Annotated in this window: 25 protein-coding genes, 3 tRNA genes and 1 riboswitch; of the genes, 1 reads left to right on the top strand and 27 read right to left on the bottom strand. The window is 39.8% G+C overall.

The window, feature by feature from the left end; translation table 11 throughout:
* Positions 1-207: 207 nt before the first annotated feature.
* From HMPREF9200_RS01330 to HMPREF9200_RS01255, 16 genes are all read right to left on the bottom strand, one after another.
* Positions 208-284: transfer RNA gene (locus tag HMPREF9200_RS01330), tRNA-Arg, on the bottom strand.
* 106 nt (positions 285-390) lie between these two features.
* Positions 391-464, bottom strand: a tRNA-Gly gene (locus HMPREF9200_RS01325).
* An 11-nt stretch (positions 465-475) separates the two neighbouring features.
* A tRNA-Pro gene (locus HMPREF9200_RS01320) sits at positions 476-552 on the bottom strand.
* Between the two features lie 268 nt (positions 553-820).
* Positions 821-2,935, bottom strand: a complete 2,115-nt coding sequence (locus HMPREF9200_RS01315; protein WP_255260710.1) for a DUF4261 domain-containing protein — start codon at positions 2,933-2,935, stop codon at positions 821-823.
* A gap of 51 nt (positions 2,936-2,986) precedes the next feature.
* Positions 2,987-3,211: a DUF4911 domain-containing protein gene (locus HMPREF9200_RS01310; RefSeq protein ID WP_009352907.1), complete on the bottom strand. Its 225-nt coding sequence runs from the start codon at positions 3,209-3,211 to the stop codon at positions 2,987-2,989.
* Between the two features lie 27 nt (positions 3,212-3,238).
* Positions 3,239-4,471: a U32 family peptidase gene (locus HMPREF9200_RS01305; protein ID WP_009352930.1), complete on the bottom strand. Its 1,233-nt coding sequence runs from the start codon at positions 4,469-4,471 to the stop codon at positions 3,239-3,241.
* Positions 4,464-5,072: an O-methyltransferase gene (locus HMPREF9200_RS01300; protein ID WP_009352813.1), complete on the bottom strand. Its 609-nt coding sequence runs from the start codon at positions 5,070-5,072 to the stop codon at positions 4,464-4,466. Before HMPREF9200_RS01300 ends, HMPREF9200_RS01305 begins: the two co-directional genes overlap by 8 nt.
* Entirely contained in the window at positions 5,062-6,069 is a 1,008-nt protein-coding gene (mltG, locus tag HMPREF9200_RS01295) for an endolytic transglycosylase MltG (RefSeq protein WP_009352937.1), read from the bottom strand. The genes HMPREF9200_RS01300 and mltG overlap by 11 nt, the downstream gene beginning before the upstream one ends.
* A gap of 233 nt (positions 6,070-6,302) precedes the next feature.
* Complete coding sequence (locus HMPREF9200_RS01290) at positions 6,303-6,575, bottom strand: DUF1292 domain-containing protein (protein ID WP_009352989.1); 273 nt, start codon at positions 6,573-6,575, stop codon at positions 6,303-6,305.
* Between the two features lie 10 nt (positions 6,576-6,585).
* The gene (ruvX, locus tag HMPREF9200_RS01285) at positions 6,586-6,996 is read right to left on the bottom strand and encodes a Holliday junction resolvase RuvX (protein ID WP_009352972.1); all 411 of its coding nucleotides are present in this window, start codon (positions 6,994-6,996) and stop codon (positions 6,586-6,588) included.
* Positions 6,996-7,256, bottom strand: coding sequence for an IreB family regulatory phosphoprotein (locus HMPREF9200_RS01280; protein WP_009352873.1), 261 nt, complete (start codon positions 7,254-7,256; stop codon positions 6,996-6,998). Before HMPREF9200_RS01280 ends, ruvX begins: the two co-directional genes overlap by 1 nt.
* Before the next feature lie 53 nt (positions 7,257-7,309).
* Positions 7,310-9,919, bottom strand: a complete 2,610-nt coding sequence (alaS, locus tag HMPREF9200_RS01275; RefSeq protein ID WP_009352926.1) for an alanine--tRNA ligase — start codon at positions 9,917-9,919, stop codon at positions 7,310-7,312.
* A gap of 127 nt (positions 9,920-10,046) precedes the next feature.
* Entirely contained in the window at positions 10,047-10,850 is an 804-nt protein-coding gene (locus tag HMPREF9200_RS01270) for a metal ABC transporter permease (protein ID WP_009352826.1), read from the bottom strand.
* A gap of 1 nt (position 10,851) precedes the next feature.
* Positions 10,852-11,562, bottom strand: a complete 711-nt coding sequence (locus HMPREF9200_RS01265; RefSeq protein ID WP_009352919.1) for a metal ABC transporter ATP-binding protein — start codon at positions 11,560-11,562, stop codon at positions 10,852-10,854.
* Positions 11,563-11,637: 75 nt separating this feature from the next.
* Positions 11,638-12,486: an NlpC/P60 family protein gene (locus HMPREF9200_RS01260; RefSeq protein WP_009352807.1), complete on the bottom strand. Its 849-nt coding sequence runs from the start codon at positions 12,484-12,486 to the stop codon at positions 11,638-11,640.
* A gap of 22 nt (positions 12,487-12,508) precedes the next feature.
* Positions 12,509-13,447 (bottom strand): glycosyltransferase family 2 protein, encoded by a 939-nt coding sequence (locus HMPREF9200_RS01255; RefSeq protein ID WP_009352941.1) that lies wholly within the window; start codon positions 13,445-13,447, stop codon positions 12,509-12,511.
* Positions 13,448-13,811: 364 nt separating this feature from the next.
* On the opposite strand from HMPREF9200_RS01255, the gene HMPREF9200_RS01250 reads away from it, so the two are divergent.
* Positions 13,812-15,353 carry an RNA-binding domain-containing protein gene (locus HMPREF9200_RS01250; RefSeq protein ID WP_009352950.1) on the top strand — a complete coding sequence of 514 codons (1,542 nt, stop codon included), beginning with the start codon at positions 13,812-13,814 and terminating at the stop codon, positions 15,351-15,353.
* A gap of 200 nt (positions 15,354-15,553) precedes the next feature.
* Here the strand turns inward: HMPREF9200_RS01250 and HMPREF9200_RS01245 are convergent, their stop codons facing one another.
* The 11 genes from HMPREF9200_RS01245 to HMPREF9200_RS07970 all read right to left on the bottom strand — a co-directional run bounded on the left by HMPREF9200_RS01245 (position 15,554) and on the right by HMPREF9200_RS07970 (position 23,611).
* Positions 15,554-16,381, bottom strand: coding sequence for a thiamine phosphate synthase (locus HMPREF9200_RS01245; RefSeq protein WP_038144365.1), 828 nt, complete (start codon positions 16,379-16,381; stop codon positions 15,554-15,556).
* Entirely contained in the window at positions 16,368-17,507 is a 1,140-nt protein-coding gene (gene thiH, locus HMPREF9200_RS01240) for a 2-iminoacetate synthase ThiH (protein WP_009352892.1), read from the bottom strand. The genes HMPREF9200_RS01245 and thiH overlap by 14 nt, the downstream gene beginning before the upstream one ends.
* 73 nt (positions 17,508-17,580) lie before the next feature.
* Positions 17,581-18,351, bottom strand: a complete 771-nt coding sequence (locus tag HMPREF9200_RS01235; RefSeq protein ID WP_038144407.1) for a thiazole synthase — start codon at positions 18,349-18,351, stop codon at positions 17,581-17,583.
* 31 nt (positions 18,352-18,382) lie between these two features.
* On the bottom strand, positions 18,383-18,958 hold the full coding sequence (gene thiF, locus HMPREF9200_RS01230) for a sulfur carrier protein ThiS adenylyltransferase ThiF (protein ID WP_009352805.1): 576 nt from the start codon (positions 18,956-18,958) through the stop codon (positions 18,383-18,385).
* A complete protein-coding gene (thiS, locus tag HMPREF9200_RS01225; protein WP_009352953.1) occupies positions 18,959-19,150 on the bottom strand; it encodes a sulfur carrier protein ThiS in 192 nt (63 codons plus the stop codon).
* Positions 19,151-19,423: 273 nt separating this feature from the next.
* Positions 19,424-19,523: riboswitch (TPP riboswitch) on the bottom strand.
* 50 nt (positions 19,524-19,573) lie between these two features.
* Positions 19,574-20,230: a coenzyme F420-0:L-glutamate ligase gene (locus HMPREF9200_RS01220; protein ID WP_009352865.1), complete on the bottom strand. Its 657-nt coding sequence runs from the start codon at positions 20,228-20,230 to the stop codon at positions 19,574-19,576.
* A gap of 10 nt (positions 20,231-20,240) precedes the next feature.
* Positions 20,241-20,780, bottom strand: coding sequence for a hypothetical protein (locus HMPREF9200_RS01215; RefSeq protein WP_009352952.1), 540 nt, complete (start codon positions 20,778-20,780; stop codon positions 20,241-20,243).
* An 8-nt stretch (positions 20,781-20,788) separates the two neighbouring features.
* A complete protein-coding gene (gene murI / locus HMPREF9200_RS01210) occupies positions 20,789-21,607 on the bottom strand; it encodes a glutamate racemase (protein WP_009352908.1) in 819 nt (272 codons plus the stop codon).
* Between the two features lie 3 nt (positions 21,608-21,610).
* Entirely contained in the window at positions 21,611-22,021 is a 411-nt protein-coding gene (locus HMPREF9200_RS01205) for a thioesterase family protein (protein ID WP_009352860.1), read from the bottom strand.
* Positions 22,022-22,073: 52 nt separating this feature from the next.
* Positions 22,074-22,418, bottom strand: coding sequence for a YkvA family protein (locus HMPREF9200_RS01200; protein WP_009352977.1), 345 nt, complete (start codon positions 22,416-22,418; stop codon positions 22,074-22,076).
* Positions 22,419-22,435: 17 nt separating this feature from the next.
* Positions 22,436-23,611: a hypothetical protein gene (locus HMPREF9200_RS07970; protein ID WP_009352855.1), complete on the bottom strand. Its 1,176-nt coding sequence runs from the start codon at positions 23,609-23,611 to the stop codon at positions 22,436-22,438.
* Between the last annotated feature and the right edge of the window lie 39 nt (positions 23,612-23,650).

Raw genomic sequence — 23,650 nt, 5'->3', positions numbered from 1 at the left:
AGGTCTCTAGGAACGCAGTGACCTTAGTGCGTCGATCCCTCCAACATAAAAAGGATTCTAGAAAACATAGAATCCTTTGTTAGTGGTGATCCAGGAGGAATAGCGGTAAGCTTAGACCTTTAGGAGCCATAGGCGACGCGAAGGTCTTAGCGATAGCATCCCTCCCACACAAAAAGGATCCTACTTCAAGTAGAATCCTTAGTACTCTGGTGATCCAGGAGGGATTCGAACCCCCGACCCACGGCTTAGAAGGCCGTTGCTCTATCCAACTGAGCTACTGAACCATATGTAATTACAATCACATCTAATTTACCCATACATAATAAAATAACCCATCACATAGACATTGTCTCTGTATGGGAGCGTATTGAATACAATCACATGTATAAGTGGAGCGGGTGAAGGGAATCGAACCCTCGCAACCAGCTTGGAAGGCTGGGGCTCTACCATTGAGCTACACCCGCACATAAGAAAATGGTCGGAGCAGCAGGATTCGAACCTGCGACCCCCTGGTCCCAAGCCAGGTGCGCTACCAAACTGCGCTATGCCCCGATATCTTCTATCCATAGTAGTGATTCATCTTAACTGTCCTTGGGAAACACTGTTTCACTACCGTTTGCTACTTGCTGTAACAACAAATATATAATATCATATCCATCACATCTATGCAAGTATTTTTTTATAATTTATTTAACTTTTTTCTAACCGTACATGGCAAGCGAAAATGGAACACGGCACTCCCTACTCACTGTACCAAGATTCCATATATAACTAAGAGAAACGGCTGCGTTAGTATTCCAGCGCCCCGTTTCTCTTGCATTTATTCTTTTTCACTTTCAGTAAAGAAAATTTGTATGCTTTGTTTTCCATCCGCATGGACAGAGTCCTTAATATGTACCGTTAGTTGCTCCTCATTTGTTCTACCAACAGAATCTCCATCTTTTACCTGCTTATCAGATGTCAAGATATAATCCGCCACACTTAGGATATAGTTCCAAGCTTTCTCTGGATCCCATGGACAATGAAGTAACTCCACATTTAATTGGTTGAACAGTTCCATACCGCTCGTAGATAAGGAGATAGTGCCATCCTCTTCAAAATCCATATCTACCCATATTATATTCGCCATAGGCAACATATCATCTCGCAAGGTTTCCGTTTCTTCATGAAATTTGTCAGCTTCATATAGCACGCCATTCGTGTACACCGCACTAGCTCCCTCTTGCTCTGTAGCCACTGAAAGTAGCTTGGCTAGCAACATACCTTCTTCCAAAGGATTACCAAGACCTTCTACAATACTGATCGCCACATGGTACGTATGTCGTCTTCCTACCTCTACAGCAGATTCCCAAAGGTAATTTCTCATGCCACCTTGTTCTACCGCCTGTAGTGGCATAGGAAAGGAGAATGGGGCAACTACTACTTTATAGCCATCAATCACTAAGAAATGAGCTTCTTCCATGTCATCTTCTTCTACTGAATCCACATCCACTGTCGCAATAGCAGCTCGAACTTTCATCCCTTCTGGACTGGTAATCGAATCAATATCCCATCTTGCTAGCAAGTCCTTCTTAAATCGATTCACATCAAATGCTGTATCTTCCAGCAAGACCATCCCCATGAAACCACGTTTACCTATCATAGGTCCCATATCGCCTATACTGTCTAAGATTCTTTCAGATAAATTCCGCATAGCTTCAAACAAGAGTTGATTTTCCGCACTTTGTACATCCATAGTATCTACATCCAAACTCATAGTTTTTTCCATAATAGATTGAATCAGATAATCTCCAGATCCATGAGAAGCTTCTTTCATTAGCAATAACAATACATTACTAAAAGATGGCCCTAGCAATGTCAACGTTTTCGTTTCACCGTCAAAGTATAATACTTGTCCTACTGTACCAGATTTGGTTGGATTAAAGTCAAGGTATAACCTGGATGCACTTTCCCCTTCACCAGTCGCCGCAAACAAGCATAAATCCCAGCTAGCAGGGGTAGCACGCACTTGTGATGGTCTATCCGTAGGACCCTGAATATCTAGTTTTCTTGTACTCAATCCCTCCCGATCAAATGTTAACATTTGACGAGCCGACAATAAATAAAATTGTTTATTATCATGGATAAATAATGGAAATGTTACATGCAAAGAAGTATATTCTTTTTGGTATGTTCCATTTTCCACATTCAGCAAGAAACTAAGCCCTTCTGGTGTCTTAGGATATCGCTTTAATAGGTGCATCCATTCTTGCGGTGATATCCCTTTCCATTCACCTTGAATGACGTTCCATACATCGGGAACTAACCCACGATACACGCGAGATATATCTGACATATACCGTTCATGAATGGTCAACCCTGAATCGATGACATCAATGGTTGCACCTACCCCTAAGTCACTCCTACGAAGATAGGTTTTGATCACTTCCACCGCTAACTCTTTATCTGCTACATAATACACAAATCTTGCCATTCCCTTAGGAATATCGATACATGTTGTACTTACAATACTATTTTCTTCCAATGCCGCTGTAATTTTAGCATCCAATCGTTTGAATTTTTTTGTATCCCCTAAGGAAGCATCCAGCATCACATGTACATGATGCAAATTGCCTAATTCTGCAATGACCTTTCCATTTTGATACAACTTGGCACCATAAGGAATCCCTAATTCATCCAAGGAGATAAGCATTTCCTCTACTAACTCAGAACCTTCATCCATAGAAAACCGAACTACACAATGGTCAATCTCACCATTCTCTTTATATACCGATTCCCCCTCATGAACCTCTCCTACATCCGCCAACTTATGTTCTATCAATATTTCTAAAGAACCCCGACAAGATTCATCAAATTGAGCTGGAATATATAGTTCATATTGCATCCGTTTCTTATTGTCTGCTGTCATATCTCTTAGATCTCCACTTTCAATCACCAATACTTACTACCAGTACAACTCATGTGGTGCCTCTCTGTTACAATTCACTCACTCCAAGAGAGTCACAGAAATCGGCAGGGATTGTAAAATTTCTTTTACCAATTCACGTGTTGATTCTGTAGTACGAACCATACACAATCCTTCCGCATTCACCGTTGTCATGACCCCTACGTATTCATAGCCTTCTAAAATCCGATTCACATAATTTGTATATGTCCGTTCAATTTGAAAGTACACATACTCTGGATCATACACAATCTCTTGTTCTTGCATCTTGTTCCTCCCCTATGTCGTAAGGAATTATTTTTGTTTCGTTTCACGACGCATCATGGAATATTCCTCCAATGGCGTATCGATGTACAAACGCAATTTCATTTGTGCATGTTTTGCCACATCAATGTCATTGCCATCTTCATCAGTGATGCGTGTAATCACATGTTTCACCAATGGTCCATGAGGTTGGCAAAACTCTACTTCTTCCCCTACTTTAAAGTTGTTACGTTGTTCCATGTAGGCATAGCCTTCTTCTGCATTGTACCCTTCTACTAATCCAATGAAATCATGGGTTTGCGTATTGGAAGATTTACCATAGTTTTGCGCTTCTTCCCCTGGTTTTTCCATGGCAAAAGCCTCTGTGTATGGACGGTGAGAAATTTTTTCTAATTCTGCATACCATTCATCACGTACATACCAGTCATCTCCTTCTTCTAGGAATTTATCGATGGCTTCACGGTATACTTTGGATACAGTAGCTGCATAGTGTACAGACTTCATGCGACCTTCAATTTTTAAACTATCTACACCCGCTTTATAGAGCTCAGGGATATATTTTAATAAACATAGATCTTTAGAGTTAAAGATATATGTACCATGTTCGTCTTCTTCGATTGGATAGTATTCGCCAGGGCGGTTTTCTTCTACTAAATTATATTTCCAACGGCATGCCTGCGTGCAAGCCCCACGATTTGCATCACGATTTGTCATGTAATTACTCAACAAACAACGACCAGAATAGGAAATACACATAGCTCCATGTACAAAGGCTTCAATTTCTACATCTGCTTTCTCACGCATGGTTTTGATATCTTCAATGCTGACTTCACGAGCTACTACTACACGAGCAGCCCCTTGTTCTTTCCAGAACTCTGTAGTCAAATAGTTCGTGGTATTTGCTTGTGTACTCACATGCAATTCTAAGCCTGGAGCCACACGCTTTGCCAACAAGAAAATACCCAAGTCAGCTACGATAATTGCATCAACCTTGATACTTTCCAAAAATTGTAAATACTCTTCAAGGCCTGTTAAGTCCTCATTATGCGGAATAATGTTACAAGTGACATAGATTTTTTTGCCATGGCTGTGTACAAATTCTACAGCCTCTTTCAATTGATCATTGTCAAAATTAGAGCTAGCTGCGCGTAAGCCAAAGGCACGGCCTGCACAATATACGGCATCTGCACCATAGCGGATAGCCATTTTTAATTTATCCATATTACCAGCAGGAGCTAGTAATTCCATATGTCGTTTAGTCATGAATGTTTCCTTTCCATATACTTACACTCATACCATCTCCCATAGGGTAGATAGTAGTATTGTAATATTCTTTTTGTTCTACATAGGTTAAATACGCTTGCAAGCGTTTCACAATAGTTTTAAATCGACGAGGCGGTTCTTTGTCTCCCCGCACATAACCACGGAATAAGACATTATCCGCTAATACCACAGCCCCTTCTGCTAATTGGGGTTCAATGAGTTCCAACTGTTTTAAGTACTGACCTTTAGGGCCATCTAAAAACACTAAATCAAAGGGACCTTCTAGGCCTTCGAGCAATTCTGTAGCATCTCCTTTTAATAGAGTGATTTTCTCTGCATAGTCTGATTGTGAAATGAAATGGCTAGCCATCCCATGGCGTACATCATCTAATTCCATAGTGATAAGCTGTCCTTCTTTGTCCATATGCTTTGCCAGCAACAGCGAAGAGTACCCAATAGCAGTGCCCACTTCTAAAACTCGTTTTGGTTTATATAAACTGATTAAGTCTTCAAAAAGTTCTACTTCTGACTCTCGTAAAATTGGCACATCATGCAAAAGCGCATAAATACGTTGTTCATTTAAAATATCTTTAATTTTCATAAATTTGATCCACTATTTTCAAATGTTCATCATAGGTTTTCGTAAAATGATGATGTCCTTCTTTGTCAGCTACAAAGAATAAATACTCCGTTGGTGGCGCATACAAAACTGCCTCCATGGATTTGATGCCTGGGTTTGCAATAGGTCCTGGTGGTAATCCTTTATGAAGGTATGTATTGTACGGACTTTCCAATTTTGTATCCTCAATACTAATCAAAGGCTTAGGATACCCCAAAATATATTGAATACTAGCACATGATTCTAAGGGCATGCCAGTTTTTAAGCGCTGACGAAAAACTGCGGCAATGATCGGTCTATCTTCATCAAACTTCGCTTCTTTTTCCACCAAGGATGCTAAGGTAATAAATTCAAATATAGTCATTCCTTGCGCTTCAATATCTTGGCGCATTTTTGGTGTTAATTGGCGATTCATTTCGTCCGCCATGATGGCCATCACATCTTCTGCTTTGCTACCTACAGGAATTTCATAGGTGCTAGGGAATAGAAATCCTTCCACCCGATAGGTAACAGGCTTCGTTCCCACCATATACTCATAAGGTGTATAGGTCTTTCCTTTTTCCATGAATGCATACTGCGTATCGATGCCTTGTTCTTCAATGCGTTTGCCAATTTCACCAATGGTAAATCCTTCTGGAATGGTAAGTTTCACCGTTTGTAATCTACCTTGTTGGAGCAAGCCAATGATCTCACTTAAACTAGAATGGTGTGGAATCTGATAATATCCATGTTGTAACTTATCCATGGTTCCCGTTAAGCGTAGAGCACCACGGAATACAGCAGGTGACGTGATCAGTCCTCTTTCATAGAGTACATCCCCAATCTGTGCACCAGTTTGATTTTCACTGATAACAACTGTTTCTACATCTTCCTTTGAACCACCAGTCCAAGGAATATAATATATACCTGCTAAGATTCCAAGCAAAATTACGATTAGAATTGCTACACATCTATAGATATAGTTTGCATATTGTTTCATAGCACACTCCTTTTTCAACGAATACTATATTATACCATTTTAGCAGTATATATAGCAATTTTTCTATATAGTATAGGTCAATCTATCATCGATACACTCACCTAGACCATATATCGTAACGCCTTTAGGTACAATACTTTTTTACCTAGCATGTATGTAATCCATCTTCTCTTATACAGAAAAGGCTGTAACCATACTGTCTTTCGACAGTCTGTTACAGCCTTGACTAACGATTAGTCCATTTCTTCGTATAATTTAATGACTGCATCGAATTCTTCATCAGTAGGAGCTACGTAAACTTGTTCTCCTTCTTCTTCATCAATGCGCGCAATAATCACTTCTGGTTCATCATGTTCAGTGTCTTCTTCTGGAGGAAGAGATACTAAAATCGCAAATGCTTTTCCATCATGTTGAATTAGCATTTCTTCTTCATAATACATTTCTTCTCCATTTTCGTCTTCAATGACAATCACAGATACTTCACCTTCATAACCTTGTTCGATCATGGTAACCTCCTTATGAACGACTATCTAAATAGCCTTGTAAAATGACAACTGCTGCCATTTTATCAATGACTTCTTTCCGTTTTTTACGACTTACATCAGCAGCAATTAAAGATTTTTCTGCCATCACTGTAGATAGACGTTCATCCCAAAATACAACTGGCGTGGAGATGACTTCTTGCATCTTTTCCACAAAGGCTTCCGTTTTTTCAGCCCGGTCTCCTTTGGTGCCATTCATATTTTTGGGCATGCCTACCACAATAGTGTCTACCTCGTATTCACGGATTAACTCCGCAATGCGCTGAAAGTCTTTTTCATGAGATGTGCGACGAATAGTTTCGATGCCTTGCGCTGTAATATACAGCGCATCACTGCATGCTACGCCTATGGTCCGACTTCCCACATCTAGTGCCATAATTCGCATTATAATTGTTTCGCTTTCACATATTCTTTCACAAGTTCTTCAATAAGCTCATCTCGTTCGATACTACGAATATCACTACGAGCATTATTATAACTTGTAATATACGTTGGATCTCCAGAAATGAGATATCCTGTGATTTGACTAATTGGGTTATACCCTTTTTCCGCCAAGGCTTGGAACACATGTTGGAATACTTCTTCTGGTGTCAACGGTGTTGTTTGTACCGGTTTAATCACCATTGTTTTATCTGAAAGATTCATATAATCCCTCCTTATCATGAGTTTTCTAGTGAAAATCTCATCTATGAGTAAACTTATCCAACCATGGATTGGATTGCCTCTTTACCTGCTGCTAAGGCTTGGTCCATCGCTGCCGGATCTTTACCACCAGCTTGTGCCATATCTGGACGACCACCGCCATTGCCACCAGCCGCTTGAGCCGCTGCTTTTACGATGTTACCGCAGTGGATACCTTTGCCAACTACATCTTTTGTAGCCATGCAGACAAAATTCACTTTATCGCCACCAGCTGCACCTAATAATACTACGCCAGAACCAATTTTATCGCGAACCATATCCGCCATGTCACGCAATTCGCCCATATCAGATACTGGTACGGAGGCTACTACTGCTGTTACATCGCCTACTGTAAATTGACCAGCTAAGACACCATCAAGGTTACCGCTGTTCAATTCTTTTTTCACTTGATCTAGCTCACGTTCTACAGCTTTTGCATGGTCTAATACTTGTTGTACTTTACCTACTACTTCTTGTGGTTTTCCTTTCACAAGAGAAGCTACTGCTTTTAACGTTTGTTCTTCTTGTTGTGCTACCACAAGTGCTGCTTTACCTGTCACCGCTTCGATACGGCGCACCCCAGAACCAATACCACCTTCGGAAGTGATACGGAATTGACCGATGAAACCAGTATTTTCTACGTGAGAACCGCCACACAATTCGATGGAAAATTCTGGCACAGATACAACTCGTACTTCGGAACCATATTTTTCACCGAACAACGCCATAGCGCCTTTTGCTTTCGCCGCATCAATGGACATAGTTTCTACTTCTAATGTGGAGGCACGAAGAATTTGTTCGTTTACCATGTTCGTAATGGTTTGTAATTCTTCTGCTGTCACTGGGGAGAAGTGTGTAAAATCAAAACGCAAGTAATCAGGCGTTACTAAGGAACCTGCTTGGTTAACATGCGTGCCCAATACGGAGCGCAATGCAGCATGCAATAAATGCGTTGCTGTATGGTTACGAGCCATATGTTGACGACGTTCTACATCTACTTCAAAAGTGACTTCATCATTCACAGAAATGCTACCTTCTACCACTGTACCTACATGGTAGGTAGTGCCTTCTGGTAATTTCTTAGCCGTATGTACTTCTACTTTACCCAATGGGCCTACGATGAAACCAGTGTCACCTAATTGTCCGCCTCCTTCTGCGTGGAATGGAGTCGTTTTTACGATAATAGTTACATCCTGTCCATCTTCAGCACGTTCAATGGCTTTTGCCCCTTCACCGATTAATAGTACTGTGGATGCTGTGGCACTTTCATCGTCAGAAATATGTTCATTGGATAAATGTGTAATATCTGGAGTTGCCACTTTTGCGTCTACATCTTCACGAGCTTCACGAGCACGAGTACGTTGTTCATTCATAGCACTTTCAAAACCAGCTTGGTCGATAGTGAAACCAGCTTCAGAAGCGATTTCTTCTGTCAATTCCCAAGGGAATCCGTAGGTGTCATATAATTTGAATACATCTTGACCTGGTACTGTCGTAGCGCTCTCAGCTTTCAATGTATCCAATAATTGGCTCAACATGTCTAGGCCAGATGCCAATGTTTGGTTAAAACGTTCTTCTTCGTTCGCCACTACTCGTTTTACGAAGTCTTGTTTCTCCACGATGTTCGTGATAGCTCCGCCCAAGATATCTACAACGATATCTACTAATGGTACCAAAAATGGTCCTTGAATACCTAATAGACGACCATGACGAACAGCACGGCGCAAAATACGGCGAAGTACATATCCACGGCCTTCATTAGATGGTAACACACCATCTGCAATCAATGCCACAATAGCACGAATATGGTCAGCAATAACTTTCAAAGAAACATCTGTATTCGCATCTGTATGATACGTAACACCAGCTTTTTTCGCTGTGGCTTCGATGATTGGGAAAATCAAATCTGTTTCAAAGTTGCTTTCTTTGTTTTGTAATACAGATGCCAAACGTTCTAAACCAGCGCCAGTATCGATATTTTTCTTAGCCAATGGTTCGTATGTGCCTTCTGCTGTACGATTAAATTGCGTAAATACAAGATTCCAAATTTCAAGGAAACGGTCGCAATCACAACCTGGTGCACAGTTTGGATCATCGCAACCACGCTCCGGTCCTAAGTCAAAGAAAATCTCGCTATCTGGACCACATGGACCTTCGCCAATTTCCCAGAAATTATCTTCTAAACGGCTGATATGGTCTTCTGGTAAGCCAATTTCATTATGCCAAGTGTCATAGGCTTCTTGATCATCTGGATATACAGTAACGTACAATTTTTCTTTATCTAATTTGATGACTTCTGTTAAGAATTCCCATGCCCAATGGATGGCTTCTTTTTTGAAATAATCACCAAAAGAGAAGTTTCCCAACATTTCAAAGAATGTATGGTGACGTGCTGTACGTCCTACGTTTTCAATATCCCCTGTACGAATTGACTTTTGGCTTGTCGTAATTCGTGTGCAAGGTGGTACTAATTTACCTGTAAAAAATGGTTTCAAAGGCGCCATACCAGCACCGATTAATAATAAAGATGGGTCGTTATCTGGAACAAGAGAATAACTCTCTTGCTTTAAATGTCCTTTACTTTCAAAAAAATTCAAATACGCTTGGCGTAATTCATTTCCTGTCATGGTTTCCCTCCTAAAATTGTCTATTGCCTTTATTATACCACAGATTTTGATGAAAGTATGCATTTAGGTGAGGTCATTGACTTATATAGGATGATGATACTTTCCATACTAATTTTATATTTCAGAGCTACCTACACTTAAACAAATTCACCAAAAACGTAATGACATAGAGTCCAATAGCTGTCAGCACAATGGTCCCCCCTGGTGCAAAGTCCAACCAAAAGGCGCTGCACAGTCCGCCGATGACGGATATTACGGAATAGACGGTAGCAATACCCCAAGTTTCTTTGAAGCCCCGTTTCCATAAATGAGCAGATGCAACAGGAACTATCATCAACGCACTGATCAATAGAATCCCTACTACGGTCATCCCCATGACAACTACAAGGGCTGTTAAGATGGCAAAAATCATATTCACACGATTCACATTGATACCTACAGTGCGAGCAATTTCCTCGTCAAAGGAGGTAAGCATTAAGGAGTGATATACAAATTTCATGATAATACCCACTACGACAGCTACCACACCGATACCATAAATATCTGTCATGGTTACCGTCAAGATACTACCAAATAAAAAGTTCAATAGTCCAGTGCTAGGCATTTTTACCATTGTAGAAAATACGATAGCCAGAGCTAAGCCTGCATAAAAGAATAATGCCATTATCATATCTGCGTATTGTTTTTGGTAGCGACGCACGAGTTCTATGCCCATGGCAGAAAGAACGGTCAATATAACAGCACCTAATGGAGGGTATACTTTCAGTAAAGATGCCCCCGTCACACCAGCAAAGGCAATATGTCCTAATCCATCACCGAGCATAGATTGCCGTTTAATGACAATGAACATACCAATTAGGGGGCACATGAGAGCCACGATGAGGCCCGCTAAAAAGGCACGTTGCATAAATGTATAGGATAAAATATCCATCTTAACCTCCTAAATGCCATGCTAAACGAGAGCCTTGATGACTTTCCATAAAGCCTTTACAAGGTCCATAGTAACAAGCATGTCCATCCACACATAAAATTGTATCTGCCACTTCCATGGCTTCCGTCACATCATGGGTGACCATGATAACAGTGATGTTTTCTTCTTTTAAAGATCGCAACACTTCGTATATCTTTTTGCTTGTTTCAAAGTCGATACCACTTGTGGGCTCATCCAGCAAAATATAGTTCGGTTTACGTGCTAAGGCCTGAGCTAACATGACACGTTGCTGTTGACCTCCACTGAGTTCTCCAATACGACGTTTTAAGAAATCTTGCATACCCACCAATTCCAAAGCATCCAAAATGCGGCCTTTTCTATCTTCCTTCGGTACGTGAAATAAAGCGAGTCCCACTACCTCTTCTACGGTAGCTGGAAATTGGGCTGCATTCTTGTTATAAATTTGTGGCACTAAGTGAATGAGTCCTTTCATTTGTGCTTCTTTCGGACTAATGCCATCTAAACAAAGATGTCCAGCTGTCGGTTCTAATAGTCCTGCTACCATACGAAGCCAGGTGGTTTTACCAGATCCATTAGGTCCCACCACCAGTACAAACTCACCTTTGGGAATGGTGATCGTCATATTATGGATAACCGTCTGAGATCCATAGGAAAATTGTACATCTTGTATGTGAATGCCTGCGTGCGTCATAGTTAACTCCTTTATGTTTCTAGTTATCGCATATATGGCAAAAGCTGTAATGACATCATCATTACAGCTTGTGTATTATAGTACGCGTTTTGCCCCTACATAGCGTGGTCCCCAGTAGCTATCATCAATATCTGCTACGGCTACACCACTGCTAGATGTGGCACTGATGAATTGTCCATCGCCGATGTAAATACCAGAATGGGAAATCCCTGGTTCATAGGTTTCAAAGAACACTAAATCACCCGGTTGTAGATTACTTTTCTCTACTTTTTTACCCACTGTGTACTGTTCGTCAGCTTGGCGCGGCATATCAAAGCCTATCTTTTGAAATACATATCGAATATATCCTGAGCAATCAAAACCTGCTGGTGTAGTGCCTCCAAATTTATAAGGCACTCCCGTAAATGTATTGGCATAGGTCAAAATCTCTTTCACATTGCCAGATATAGGTTGATGTCCAATCTCTAAGCCTTTGTATGTTTTGCCTTTCTTTTTGAAAGTCAGCCCTTGTGGGGCAGAGCTTTTGTCTTTTTTATGCTTTAACGTAGATGTGATAGCTGTGGATTCTCTATTTGGATCGATATGGGCTAATAATTTAGCATCTTTTTCAGAAATTTCTTTTTTCTTTGACACTGTATTAGTTGTGGATGGCAGTGGTTTACCCATCAACTTTTTATAGGTCACTGCTCCCAATATTCCGTCCACTGTTAATCCATTATCTTTTTGGAACAATCTAACAGCCCACTTTGTGTTTGCATCATATTCGCTAGTTTCCCTAGCTTTATAACCAGCAGCGATGAGTTTCTTTTGAATACCAAGAATTTCATTGCCTGTATCACCATATTGGTAAGCTCCGTGTACACTAGTACCTAAAAAGCCTACTAATAGAGCGACTGCCAGGTATTGTTTCTTTTTACTCGTCATAGGACTCCTCTCTTATATACGATTATTTGTCTTCTATGTGACAGTTTATGGTATCTTTCACCCAATATAACGGTCGTTGTTTGACTTCTTCAAAAATTCGTCCCACATATTCTCCAATGATACCAATGCCTACCAATTGTACGCCACCTAGGAAGAAGATAGCCACCCCTAAGGTAGACCAACCACTGATAACATTATCAGAGAAGAAGTGAACAAACAATATGTGTCCAATCATAATCAGGCTTAATAGTCCGCATAGCAAGCCGATATATAAGGCTAAACGCAAGGGTACTCTAGAAAATGCTGTAATGCCGTCTAAAGCAAAGCGCATCATTTTTTTTACACTAAATTTAGAAGTGCCTGCAAAGCGTGGGGGTGCTACGAAGTGAAATTCATGTTGTACGAACCCCAAGTCGCCTACAATGCCCCGCAAAAATCTACCATGTTCACGGAAGTTTTTCAATGTTTCTAAGGATTTTCGATTCATCAACCGGAAATCAGAACCACCTTCCACGATAGGAACATTGGCTAATTTATTAAGCACTTTGTAATAGTATTTCGATGTAAAAGCTTTTGCCCAACTAGCATCTTCTGTGGAATCACGAATGGTACGTACTACATCTGCACCTGCTTCCCAATGTTTGACTAGTTCTGGAATCAACTCTGGTGGATGTTGCATATCTCCATCCATAGTGATTACCGCATCACCTTGAGCGTAATCTAATCCACAGGTCAAGGCTAATTGATGCCCGAAGTTTCTTGCCAATAACAGCACTTTTACCTTTGGATCTTGATTACCAATATATCGCAGCATGCCTGCACTATCATCACTGGACCCATCATCGACGAAAATAATTTCATGGTCATAGTCAAGTGTTTGCAATACATCTTTGACTGTAGTATAAAATTTTTGAATATTATCTTCCTCATTAAATACGGGAACAACAATTGACAGTAACATAGCTCCTCCTTATGATCTTTACCTATCTATTTTACAGGATTGAGACTTGTTTTGCAAACTCCGCTGTATATGGAGACGATATCTGACATGCAGAACATATGCTACAACAAGGATTCATAATATATAGTGGCAAACACATTTTATATCCTGTATACTGATGATAAGAATATTTCTCTTTTCTGATACTGATTATTTTTCATCATATTCCTTGTTGCCCTTCAATAACAAGAATCCCGATTTTATTTAACATTTATTTAGCACTTTTAAACTCATTCTTTCACAACATATATAAAGAATGTGATATTACCCCCATTCAGCAGTTAATTTTATTTACTATTTATTTAGCACTTTTAGGAAAAATACTATGAAACTAACTACATTAGAAGCAATTATATCATTAAAAGAGTCTTCACAAGTTGAATACAAAAAGGCTAAAAATGACTTCCCCAAAGATGCATGGAAATCATATTCTGCATTCGCTAATACTACAGGTGGCTATTTAATTTTAGGAATTTCTGAAGACGAGTGTAAAAAACCAGTTTTAACCGGAGTAAAAGATGCTGAAAAAATAATAAGCGACTTCTGTTCTACCCTAGGTGATAGATCTAAAGTTAGCTTAAATATCATAGAAAATGAAGATATACGAACAGCTATTATTGAAGATAAAACTATAGTTATTATACATATTAAGGAGGCTGCAATTACAGATAAACCTGTTTATCTTAATAACAACCTTGCTCATACTTATATCAGATTACACTCACAAGATCATTTAGTAGATACACAGCAATTAAGTACAATATTAAGAAATCAATCTGATCAATTAGATTATGAATTACTCCATAATTATGATATATCTGATTTAGATTTAGATAGCATTAATAGTTATAAATCAATACTATCTAAGAGATATCCCAGTTTAAACTACTCAGAAATGGACAACCAAAGCTTCTTAGAGAATATCGGCGTATTTCGTAAAAATCGAAATACTAATAAGATACACCTAACAGTTGCTGGATTATTATTCTTCGGCAAATACAACTCTATTATCGATCGATTCCCACATTATCATGTAGATTTTTTTGATAAACGCGGTAATTCACAAAGATGGAGTTTCCGAATTGAGTCAGGCAATTTAGATTTTCCAGATTTAAATTTATTTAATTATTATCGCTTAGTAAGTGAAAAACTCTTATTATCTGTAAACAGAAATTTTGAACTTGATGAGTACACGATCAGAAAAAACCCTACAGATTTAACAATTGCTTTACGCGAAGCATTTGTCAATATGATAATCCATGCGGACTACTTTTTAAATACAACCGCTTTAATTGCGGAAATTCATGAACCTTTTTATATTTTTATTAATCCCGGAATTATGAAAATCCCTGTAAAAGAATTTTTCACTGGAGGCGCTAGATCCTTGGTCAGAAATCCTCTTCTCGTTAGCTTATTCACTAGAATGGGCGCCTCTGAACATGCTGGTAGCGGCAGTCAAAAAATAATTGATGTTGTAGTAAAAAATAGATTCAAAGTTCCTGAATTAAAAAGCGACTTAGAAAGAACGTACTTAAAATTATGGATAGCAGAACCTCTAGTAGACGTTTCTAATCTAAAAGAGGATGAGAAAAAAGTGTATACATTTATCTGCAATCCTCCAACTTCAAATAAATCATCTATTAAATTTACAAAAAAAGAAATTGCCAATGCTCACCCTGATATAACCTCTGCTCGCTTAACAAGAATACTTAACAAGTTATCTGAACAAAATTTAATTGTAAAGATGGGCGCATACAAAAACAGAACTTATGTTAAAGCAGTTTCTTCAGTAGAAGTGATTCATCATTGGGGAGAAACTTATGATATTATAAAACATCTATTTTATAAAGATAAATCTGATTCATAGCAGATATCTTCTTTTTTTACCCATATGCACTTTTTACTAAAACATTAAATTTCATTATAATCATCTTCTACTTATCATACGGTAGAACATAAAAGAAGGTCTTCTTTACAATAATTTCTATTCACTCATTGTAATAAAAGATGACCTTCTTTTTCTATTTTATTTCTCTCAATAATTTTATACTATTTTTACCTTCGTTCTTATGTGTCGATATTGCTATGCACTCGCTTCATGAAATCAGACATAATAGCTACGCCAGTGAAAGAATATTGCAAACATTGTTGATAATTGTATTCGTGAATGCCACCCAAAGCAATGCCTTTGACATACCGGTAATGATTCTGCATTTGTTGTAATAATATTTCCCCTCTGCTAACGCCAATGCCAGGGTGTCCTGTTTTGCATGGTGTGGGAAAGATGGGACTGATTAAGACGTACTCCAAATTAGGAATTCCTAGGGATGCTAACAACTTGATGTCATCTTGGTTGTGGACAGTACTCCACATAGTTATGTCCTGAAAACATTGTTGCAAGGTAATCCATAGTTCTTCTTGTTCGGATTGCCAATAACGTATTAAATTAGTGGGTAGATGGATTCGTTTTGCTGTTGCCAAAACTACTCCTAATTGTTCTCGATTCGTAATAACTTTTCCATGGTGTACTACGGTATCCCCGATGGCATCGCAGAGTTGGAGATACTCCTCAAAGGGTAAATCAGTGTCACGGCACAGGGTGTACAGACTACTGTGATTTCTCATCCAGTTGTCTGGTTCAGCACTATCTGCCCTCTGCTTAGGCAATCTAGTACTATGAAGATTCGCTTTTACTGTAGATCTATATGCTCTACGTATATTATATGGTAAACTGCTTTCTTCTGTATGATTAATACAATGCTTGCCATACTTTTGTATTCTTTCTATCCCTCTAGACAGTGCTACACCATATGTGGCTAAGCTAATGTCATCTTTCAGTAGCTGGCGATTTGTAATCAATACTAAGGTGTCTATAGATTGGTTATTTTTCTTCATAGAGCACATCGATATAATCACTCATCACCACTTGCATTCCTAAGGCTTTCACATCTTCCATGGCTTCTGCTACAGTTCTACTGTCAGCAATTTCAAATTGTGCATCCCCTTCTTCTTGTTTCTTTTCTTCTGAGGAATGTTCACCAATGCCTGTGCTGACACCTGCTGACAGTTTCGTCGCTGCTAATGGTAGGACGCCGTTGCGGAACCTGGCTGTTTCTCTAGTGGAAATCGTAATATTTGCATAGGGTAGGAATAAGCGATATGCCAAGATGACTTGCAATAATTGAGCTTCTCCTACGTCCCCTGCATTGATGGTATCATCATTGACGATAGGCCGCAGGCGTGGGCAGGAAATGCTAATTTCTCCATGCGGATACGCACGTTGTAACATATGGGCATGCAAAGCAGTGGCAAAGGCATCTTTTCGGAAATCATCCAATCCCAATAAGGCTGCTAACCCTACTCCACGCATTCCTCCTCGTAAAGCTCGTTCTTGCGTTTCAAGTCGATAGGGAAATACGCTTTTATTTCCTAACAAATGTAATGTTTTATAGTTTTCCCAATTATAGGTTTCTTGGAATACAGTCACATAATCGCAACCGCATTCTCGTAGGTACGCATAATCGTCTACATTGGCAGGGTAAATTTCTACGCCTACTACTTTGAAATATTTTTTTGCTAATTCACAGGCACGCCCAATGTACGAAATAGGGCTATGGCGTTCACTTTCCCCAGTCAAAATTAAAATATCCTGTAATCCTGTTTTGGCAATATTTTTTAACTCTTCTTCAATACCTGCTTCATCTAACTTCGCCCGATGGATCTGATTTTTACAGTTGAAGCCACAATACACGCATAGGTTATCGCAATAATTTGAAATATATAACGGTGTAAACAAATATACAGAATTGCCAAAATATCGCGTTCGTACAGCCTTTGCTTTTTCCGCTAGTTCTTCCAAAAATGGTTCTGCTGCAGGAGATAATAAAATTTTCAATCCTTCTACATCAATGGTATCTTCTTGCAATACACGGCGCACATCATCTGCTGTATATTGATCGTACGTATATTGCTCACGTTCTCGCAATACCGTTTCTAAAATGGGACTTTCAATTTGATCCATGTGGGAGCGATACTTCCAACATGGATCGTCTATATGGTATCTGGTGGTACTAGACATGGCTATTCCTTTCCTATTATCTCAAAAATCCAGTCAACGGAGATGAAGCGCTACCACCGGTTTCAAGAGTAGGCCCTAATTTTGACAAATAGGCCAATCGTCCTGCTTGGATGGCTAAACCAAATGCTTTCGCCATACCTCGAATATGGCCCGCAGAAGCTACGGCTGTATTTGCCATGATCGCAGCTACGCCCATTTCCATAGCTTCTGCTGCTTGGGATGGAGCACCAATACCAGCATCTACAATGATAGGCAAATCAATTTCATTCACTAAAATTTTGATAAATTCCTTTGTCTGCAATCCACGATTAGATCCAATTGGCGCCGCTAACGGCATCACCGCAGCGGCTCCAGCATTCACCAAATCACGAGCCACTTCTAAGTCTGGATACATGTATGGCATAACGATGAATCCTTCTTTTGCTAATATTTCTGTAGCTTTAATGGTCTCCCCATTATGTGGCAATAAATATTTTGAATCTTTCATAATTTCTACTTTTACAAAATCTCCACAACCTGTAGCTCGGGATAATCTTGCTATACGCACCGCTTCTTCAGCATCTCTAGCGCCACTCGTATTAGGGATTAAGATAGTATCCTTTGGGATAGCATCTAGGATATTTTCCACTTCTCCACCTACCGCACGACGTAGGGCTAAGGTAATCATTTCTGCGCCCGCTTCTTCTAGGACAGCCTCGATTAAGTCGATAGAAAATTTACCAGACCCCAAGATAAATCGAGAATGTAATGTATGTCCCCCTAAGGTCCATGTATCTTGTGTTTCCATATCTTTTACTGAACGTGTCATAGGTTCCTCCTTAATCAATATCTTCTCCGTGTAATAATTGAATGACGGCATTTGCCATATGTCCGGCACAAACCATGACACGAGCCGCAGTAATTTTTCCGATAGAATCGATATCACTCACTCCATCGCCACATAGATACCAACGATGGTGTCTCCGTTCACGGCGGATACCATTACTATCCCCCCAACCTGCCATACCTGAACAGCCTACTAATAAGGGTTCTGTAGGATGAGTTAGAATCACTTCTGTCATCCATGCTTTTGTGACAGCCTTGTCCACTGCTTCTACGACCATGTCATAGCCATCGATTAATTCAGATAATCTTTCTGGTGTGAGGCATTCATTATGGACGATGACCTCACAGTTTGGATTCATCCGATTGAGATGGCCTTTCATAGCCTCCACTTTTAAAACTCCTACATCATTCACCTCATAATATTGACGGCCTAAATTGCTTTCATCCACAACGTCGAAGTCTACAATTTCTAACTGACCAATTCCAGCACGGCACAATGCCACTGCCACATGAGAACCAACACCGCCTACACCGATGAGCAGAACTTTTTTATCTTGTAAAGATACCATTTAGCCACCTCCTACAAAGGTTACTACTTCCATTGTGTCTGCAGGACTCACACGAGTCGATTCCCAGTCTGCTTTAGAAAGAATCTTCCCATTATATTCCACTACGATGCGATCCATTCGAAACGCTAGGGCTGCCAGTACTTCTTGCACTGTTTGCCCCTCATAATGATAAGTTGCTCCATTTACTTTCATCATATCCTCCTAACTATAGCGTTTGCTATATACCTATTTCAAACTAGTATCATACCAATTATCCGTCATGGCTCCTTCACCACATACTAGTATAAAAAAACAGCACGAAAAACCATACCCGCGGTGGTATGCCCCTTCATGCTATAGCACTCTATCGTCTCACTATTCTATTTCACTTGTACATCCACTTAGATGTACCTTTATTCTGTACCCCTATACGATACACCATCCTATAAAAGGCACAAAAAAGGACATCCTGTTGGATGTCCTCAGTATGACGAATCAAACTTATCCTACGTTGGCATTATCCAAATCAGGTTATGGGTCAAAACTTTCGTTTACTCTCAGCCAGTAGGCTCCCCAAAGTTCTCTTTCAGTATACGCTGATACGACTCAATTTGCAAGCCGAAGTATCAACAATTTTTATCGTCTCCGTGCAGACACAGAGGCATAATTTTTAATCACAACGATAGGTGTCATTTGGCTATCATTGCCAAATGGATTATCGATCAAAATTTGCGCAATTTGTTGTGGTTTTAATCCACGGCTATGGCCTAAGATAGCAGCTCGTTTTAAATCATTCACGTCCGCTACACAAGCCCCATAAGCACCTGTTGCTTTCATAATGGCATCCGCTACTGCATGTGGTTGTTTTGGTCCATATACAATGCATTTATCAAACGGAGGCATGGTACCTGTCACATCATCTGTTAAAGATGCGGTCCGTGCCATTTGATAGAAGACGCCAGATTTTTTAAACACTTTAGCTACGGCTCCACAAAGGAAGGCAAACATCATTTTCCATTCCCCTTCTTTATCCATAGCTGCTTGCATACCATACACAGATGCCATAGAACCATCAGGATGGATAAAGCGATTTAAAAATTTAGCTTGCCAAGATACTTTTAAATCTTCTGGTCGTGTAAACTCCCCTTGCGTGATAGCCACGACGGATTCTGCTACGCACACAATATCTTCTGGTCCAATATAAGGGCCTGCAAATTCTACGATAGCCTCAACGATATCATCTTTGTTCGTTAAAATGCGCGTAGGGATTGGTAAAAGTTCTAATTCAGCCATGATGTACCTCCTATTTACGCATTGCTACTTCTAACTCTTCTGCAGTTAGAGTAATTCTAGTTTTTGAAATACGGTATGCCTCACGGCCTACTACTTGATGGTAGATATCGATAGGCATGTCCGGGAATCCCACTAAGTCTTTACGAATGTTACCACTATTAGCCGTCATCACTAGACGCAAACGAATAGTACTGCCTTGTCGTTGCTTATACACTAACGCTTCCCAATAGCCATCATGACGTTCTGCCTTTGCATCGGTTAACCACGATTGAATTCGCACATTGTCAAATTGTTCTTGTGGTAATAAATGACGAGGAAACATATCCATGATGGTTCCGTATTGTTTGCCTCTGTTCACAAATGGAATATCCGTAGATAACACTACTTGATCAAAACTAATATCTTCTACCACAAATGGAGTGCGACGTTTCACCATGATCACAATGTCTTCATTGCCTTGGCGCCATGCAAATATGCGGTAGGCAATATAAATGATAGCAATGATACAGGCTATCCACACTAGGGTATCTATTAATGTGTAAATATACATAATTCCTCCTATAGAGTAATGAGCTTAGCTTCTAAGCTAGTATCCTTGAAAATATCTTGTACGATAGACGTTACTCGATCCGCATGGCTAGTAACACAAACTTGTATAGAGCCTTTCCTACCTGATGTCTGCTCCAAATCTTCTCCGTACAAAATAGCTCCTACAGCATCAGATGTTTCCCACGCAGGGTCTACAAAGCAAATTTGTTCTTTAGCCAACTCACGCAATATGGGTTCTACTAAAGGATAGTGGGTACATCCTAAAATGGCCACTTCCACATTTGCCTCTACCAAAGGCTGTACATATTCTTTTGCACAATGTCGTAAAACTGCATCATCTAAATGACCTTCTTCAATACAGGCCGCCAAATCTTTACAGCCTTGTTCTACTACTTTTACATGAGGCTTCAAGGTATGAACTGCATCCATATGTTTATGACTATTAATAGTCGCGACGGTAGCCATAATGCCTAAAGGTCCTTTACGTTTCTGTTTGACTTTGATACGCAGAGCATCATGAATCCCCTGTGCCATCCCCACAATAGGTACATCAAATTGTTTGGATAGTTTGTCCAAGGCTACCACAGAAAATGTATTGCAAGCGATGACTATTAGTTTCACTGGTTGGGCCACTAAAAACTCTGCAATTTTCGTAGCAATGCCTTCAATTTCCTCAATCGGCCTATTGCCTACTGGATTGTTTGCACTATCTCCAACATAAATAAAATCTTCTTCCGGAAATTCTTGTGCTAGCACAGATAATACAGACAATCCACCGATTCCAGAGTCGAATACTCCAATAGGTAATTCCTTCTGTATGGGCGTCATTCCCTACTCCTCCTCTGCTACGGCTTTCATGGGTTTAAAAAATATATCTGGCAAGCGAATAATTTTACCTGTTTCTTTAGCAGTAAACACATTTTGTGTTTCCCCTGTACAGATCAATGCATTATCACTGTCACGGATAATCCGATATGTGAAAGTACATTGAGCCCTCGACAAAGAGGCTATTGTTAATTCCACCCGCAATACATCATCAAAGCGTGCCACTTCCTTATACTCACAGCTCACTTTTGTAATAGGAAAGACGATGCCCTCTTGCATCATGTCCCATAGACTAATACCACAGCGGCGGAAATATTCAATTCTCCCCATTTCAAACCACCGTAAATGATTCGTATGATGGGCAATCTCCATCATATCTGTTTCATAAAATCGGACACGTAAAGATGTAGAAATCATCGTACACTACCTTTCCTATGCAATAAGAGGCTCCAAAGAGCCCCTTTACTGATTAATCAATTGATCCGATAGGCACAAATTTTTGTGCTTTTTCCTTATGGGAAGCCTTAATATAGCGATTCGCTACTTTCATAGCAATTGCTAATACTGCCACATCATCCACCCAGCCAAGACCTGGTACGCTATCTGGGATAAAATCAATAGGCAATATCAAGTATCCTAAAGCGCCTGCAATAACGGCCTTTACAAATGCTGGTGTATCTGTATCACGTAAACAATAATATAACATAACAGCTTTTCGTGCAAACATAATATTACGACCCATGCGATTCACAGTAGACATAAAGGCATCAGATGTAAAGGTTTTTCCATACTTAAGGATTTGTAAGATATTCATAGTTATAACCTCTCTGATTATTGTTTGAACTTGTCTTTTGCTTGTTCTGCTAAGTCAATGGCTTTTTCTTTTGTTTGTTCTGCCAATTCCACTGCTGTTTCCTTCACAACTTCCGCTTTTTCACGAATGTCTTGCACCGCTTCTTGTGCGTGATCAATCGCTTTGGCTGTCAATTCAGAAGCTTTTTCTTCTACTTGCTGTAATGTCGGCTCTACCACCTCTTTTACCTGTTGAAGTTTTGGTTCTACCTTTTCTTTTACTTGTTGTAATTTTGGTTCTACCACTTCTTTTACATCTTGCATAACAGCTGTGGCTTTTTCCACCACTGGTTCTACTTTAGTTTGTAAGGAATCATTTAATGTTTGTCGCACCGTATCTGCTTTTTCATAAGCTGCTTTTGTATATACGCTTGCTTTAGATGCTGATGTACCTGCTACAGCACCAGTTAAAGATAATGCTTCAGTTGCCAAAATTTTAAGCAAAGAGCCTACGCCTTTTGCAGCATGACGAGCATTATCTAGTAATTCTTCATTACCACTTTTCTCTAATGTGTCTTTCACCGTAGCTGCCAAGATGGATGCGGCTCCTACTGCTAGATCTTTTACAGCACTTACATTAGCCAACAAATCAGATCCAACAAAAGAACCTGCAAAGCCTTTGGCACTTGCTAAGTAATCATTACCAGACACCTGTACATCATCTAAGAAATCTACAGTTTCATTACCCAACGGCTTATCCCGAAGTGGTGTATTCGCCAATGTGATGACTGTTTCTTTATTATGTTCATAAATATCTACTAAACGTTGACGATATTCTTCATAGTTCGGACATGTTGGCATACCATCTTCAATCCATTTGGCAGCCATTTTACCAACACCATAGGTAATAGCCGCTGCCACCGGAACGCGAAGAATCACTGTTGGCACGACTGTACATACTAACGCTGCTACAGCACTACCACCAAGACCTACTAAAAATCCAGTCACCCCTTCTTTAGCAGGGCATACGCCATATACTTGAGCAATGCGTGATACCATGTACACATCATTAGCCAATAAACCTACATAATTAAATTTTGGTAATGCCGCGATACCAGCTGCACGAGCTGCTGCCCAACGGCAAATCATTTCTACTTCTTCTTGTACATTCGTTGCTTGAGGAAGTGTTGCATTATTGTATTCCAACTGCTCCATATTTGTCTCCTATACTGACCACAAAACATTAAGTGTAAA

It is taken from the genome of Veillonella sp. oral taxon 780 str. F0422, from assembly GCF_000221605.1.
Lineage (GTDB): Bacteria > Bacillota > Negativicutes > Veillonellales > Veillonellaceae > F0422.
Note: the sequence above shows the minus strand (reverse complement) of the source record. Positions and strands in the feature narration are given on the sequence as shown.

What these genes read in the sequence shown, in the direction of transcription:
- HMPREF9200_RS01290 (WP_009352989.1), bottom strand. Translation starts at nt 6,575, where the DNA reads ATGATCGAACAAGGTTATGAAGGTGAAGTATCTGTGATTGTCATTGAA.
- HMPREF9200_RS07970 (WP_009352855.1), bottom strand. Translation starts at nt 23,611, where the DNA reads ATGGAGCAGTTGGAATACAATAATGCAACACTTCCTCAAGCAACGAAT.
- ruvX (WP_009352972.1), bottom strand. Translation starts at nt 6,996, where the DNA reads ATGCGAATTATGGCACTAGATGTGGGAAGTCGGACCATAGGCGTAGCA.
- HMPREF9200_RS01250 (WP_009352950.1), top strand. Translation starts at nt 13,812, where the DNA reads ATGAAACTAACTACATTAGAAGCAATTATATCATTAAAAGAGTCTTCA.
- HMPREF9200_RS01270 (WP_009352826.1), bottom strand. Translation starts at nt 10,850, where the DNA reads ATGGATATTTTATCCTATACATTTATGCAACGTGCCTTTTTAGCGGGC.
- thiS (WP_009352953.1), bottom strand. Translation starts at nt 19,150, where the DNA reads ATGAAAGTAAATGGAGCAACTTATCATTATGAGGGGCAAACAGTGCAA.
- alaS (WP_009352926.1), bottom strand. Translation starts at nt 9,919, where the DNA reads ATGACAGGAAATGAATTACGCCAAGCGTATTTGAATTTTTTTGAAAGT.
- mltG (WP_009352937.1), bottom strand. Translation starts at nt 6,069, where the DNA reads ATGAAACAATATGCAAACTATATCTATAGATGTGTAGCAATTCTAATC.
- HMPREF9200_RS01310 (WP_009352907.1), bottom strand. Translation starts at nt 3,211, where the DNA reads ATGCAAGAACAAGAGATTGTGTATGATCCAGAGTATGTGTACTTTCAA.
- HMPREF9200_RS01235 (WP_038144407.1), bottom strand. Translation starts at nt 18,351, where the DNA reads ATGGAAACACAAGATACATGGACCTTAGGGGGACATACATTACATTCT.
- murI (WP_009352908.1), bottom strand. Translation starts at nt 21,607, where the DNA reads ATGACGCCCATACAGAAGGAATTACCTATTGGAGTATTCGACTCTGGA.
- HMPREF9200_RS01280 (WP_009352873.1), bottom strand. Translation starts at nt 7,256, where the DNA reads ATGAATCTTTCAGATAAAACAATGGTGATTAAACCGGTACAAACAACA.
- HMPREF9200_RS01205 (WP_009352860.1), bottom strand. Translation starts at nt 22,021, where the DNA reads ATGATTTCTACATCTTTACGTGTCCGATTTTATGAAACAGATATGATG.
- HMPREF9200_RS01245 (WP_038144365.1), bottom strand. Translation starts at nt 16,381, where the DNA reads ATGAAGAAAAATAACCAATCTATAGACACCTTAGTATTGATTACAAAT.
- HMPREF9200_RS01265 (WP_009352919.1), bottom strand. Translation starts at nt 11,562, where the DNA reads ATGACGCACGCAGGCATTCACATACAAGATGTACAATTTTCCTATGGA.
- HMPREF9200_RS01200 (WP_009352977.1), bottom strand. Translation starts at nt 22,418, where the DNA reads ATGAATATCTTACAAATCCTTAAGTATGGAAAAACCTTTACATCTGAT.
- HMPREF9200_RS01215 (WP_009352952.1), bottom strand. Translation starts at nt 20,780, where the DNA reads ATGTATATTTACACATTAATAGATACCCTAGTGTGGATAGCCTGTATC.
- HMPREF9200_RS01255 (WP_009352941.1), bottom strand. Translation starts at nt 13,447, where the DNA reads ATGTTACTGTCAATTGTTGTTCCCGTATTTAATGAGGAAGATAATATT.
- thiF (WP_009352805.1), bottom strand. Translation starts at nt 18,958, where the DNA reads ATGGTATCTTTACAAGATAAAAAAGTTCTGCTCATCGGTGTAGGCGGT.
- HMPREF9200_RS01220 (WP_009352865.1), bottom strand. Translation starts at nt 20,230, where the DNA reads ATGGCTGAATTAGAACTTTTACCAATCCCTACGCGCATTTTAACGAAC.
- HMPREF9200_RS01305 (WP_009352930.1), bottom strand. Translation starts at nt 4,471, where the DNA reads ATGACTAAACGACATATGGAATTACTAGCTCCTGCTGGTAATATGGAT.
- HMPREF9200_RS01300 (WP_009352813.1), bottom strand. Translation starts at nt 5,072, where the DNA reads ATGAAAATTAAAGATATTTTAAATGAACAACGTATTTATGCGCTTTTG.
- HMPREF9200_RS01260 (WP_009352807.1), bottom strand. Translation starts at nt 12,486, where the DNA reads ATGACGAGTAAAAAGAAACAATACCTGGCAGTCGCTCTATTAGTAGGC.
- thiH (WP_009352892.1), bottom strand. Translation starts at nt 17,507, where the DNA reads ATGGATCAAATTGAAAGTCCCATTTTAGAAACGGTATTGCGAGAACGT.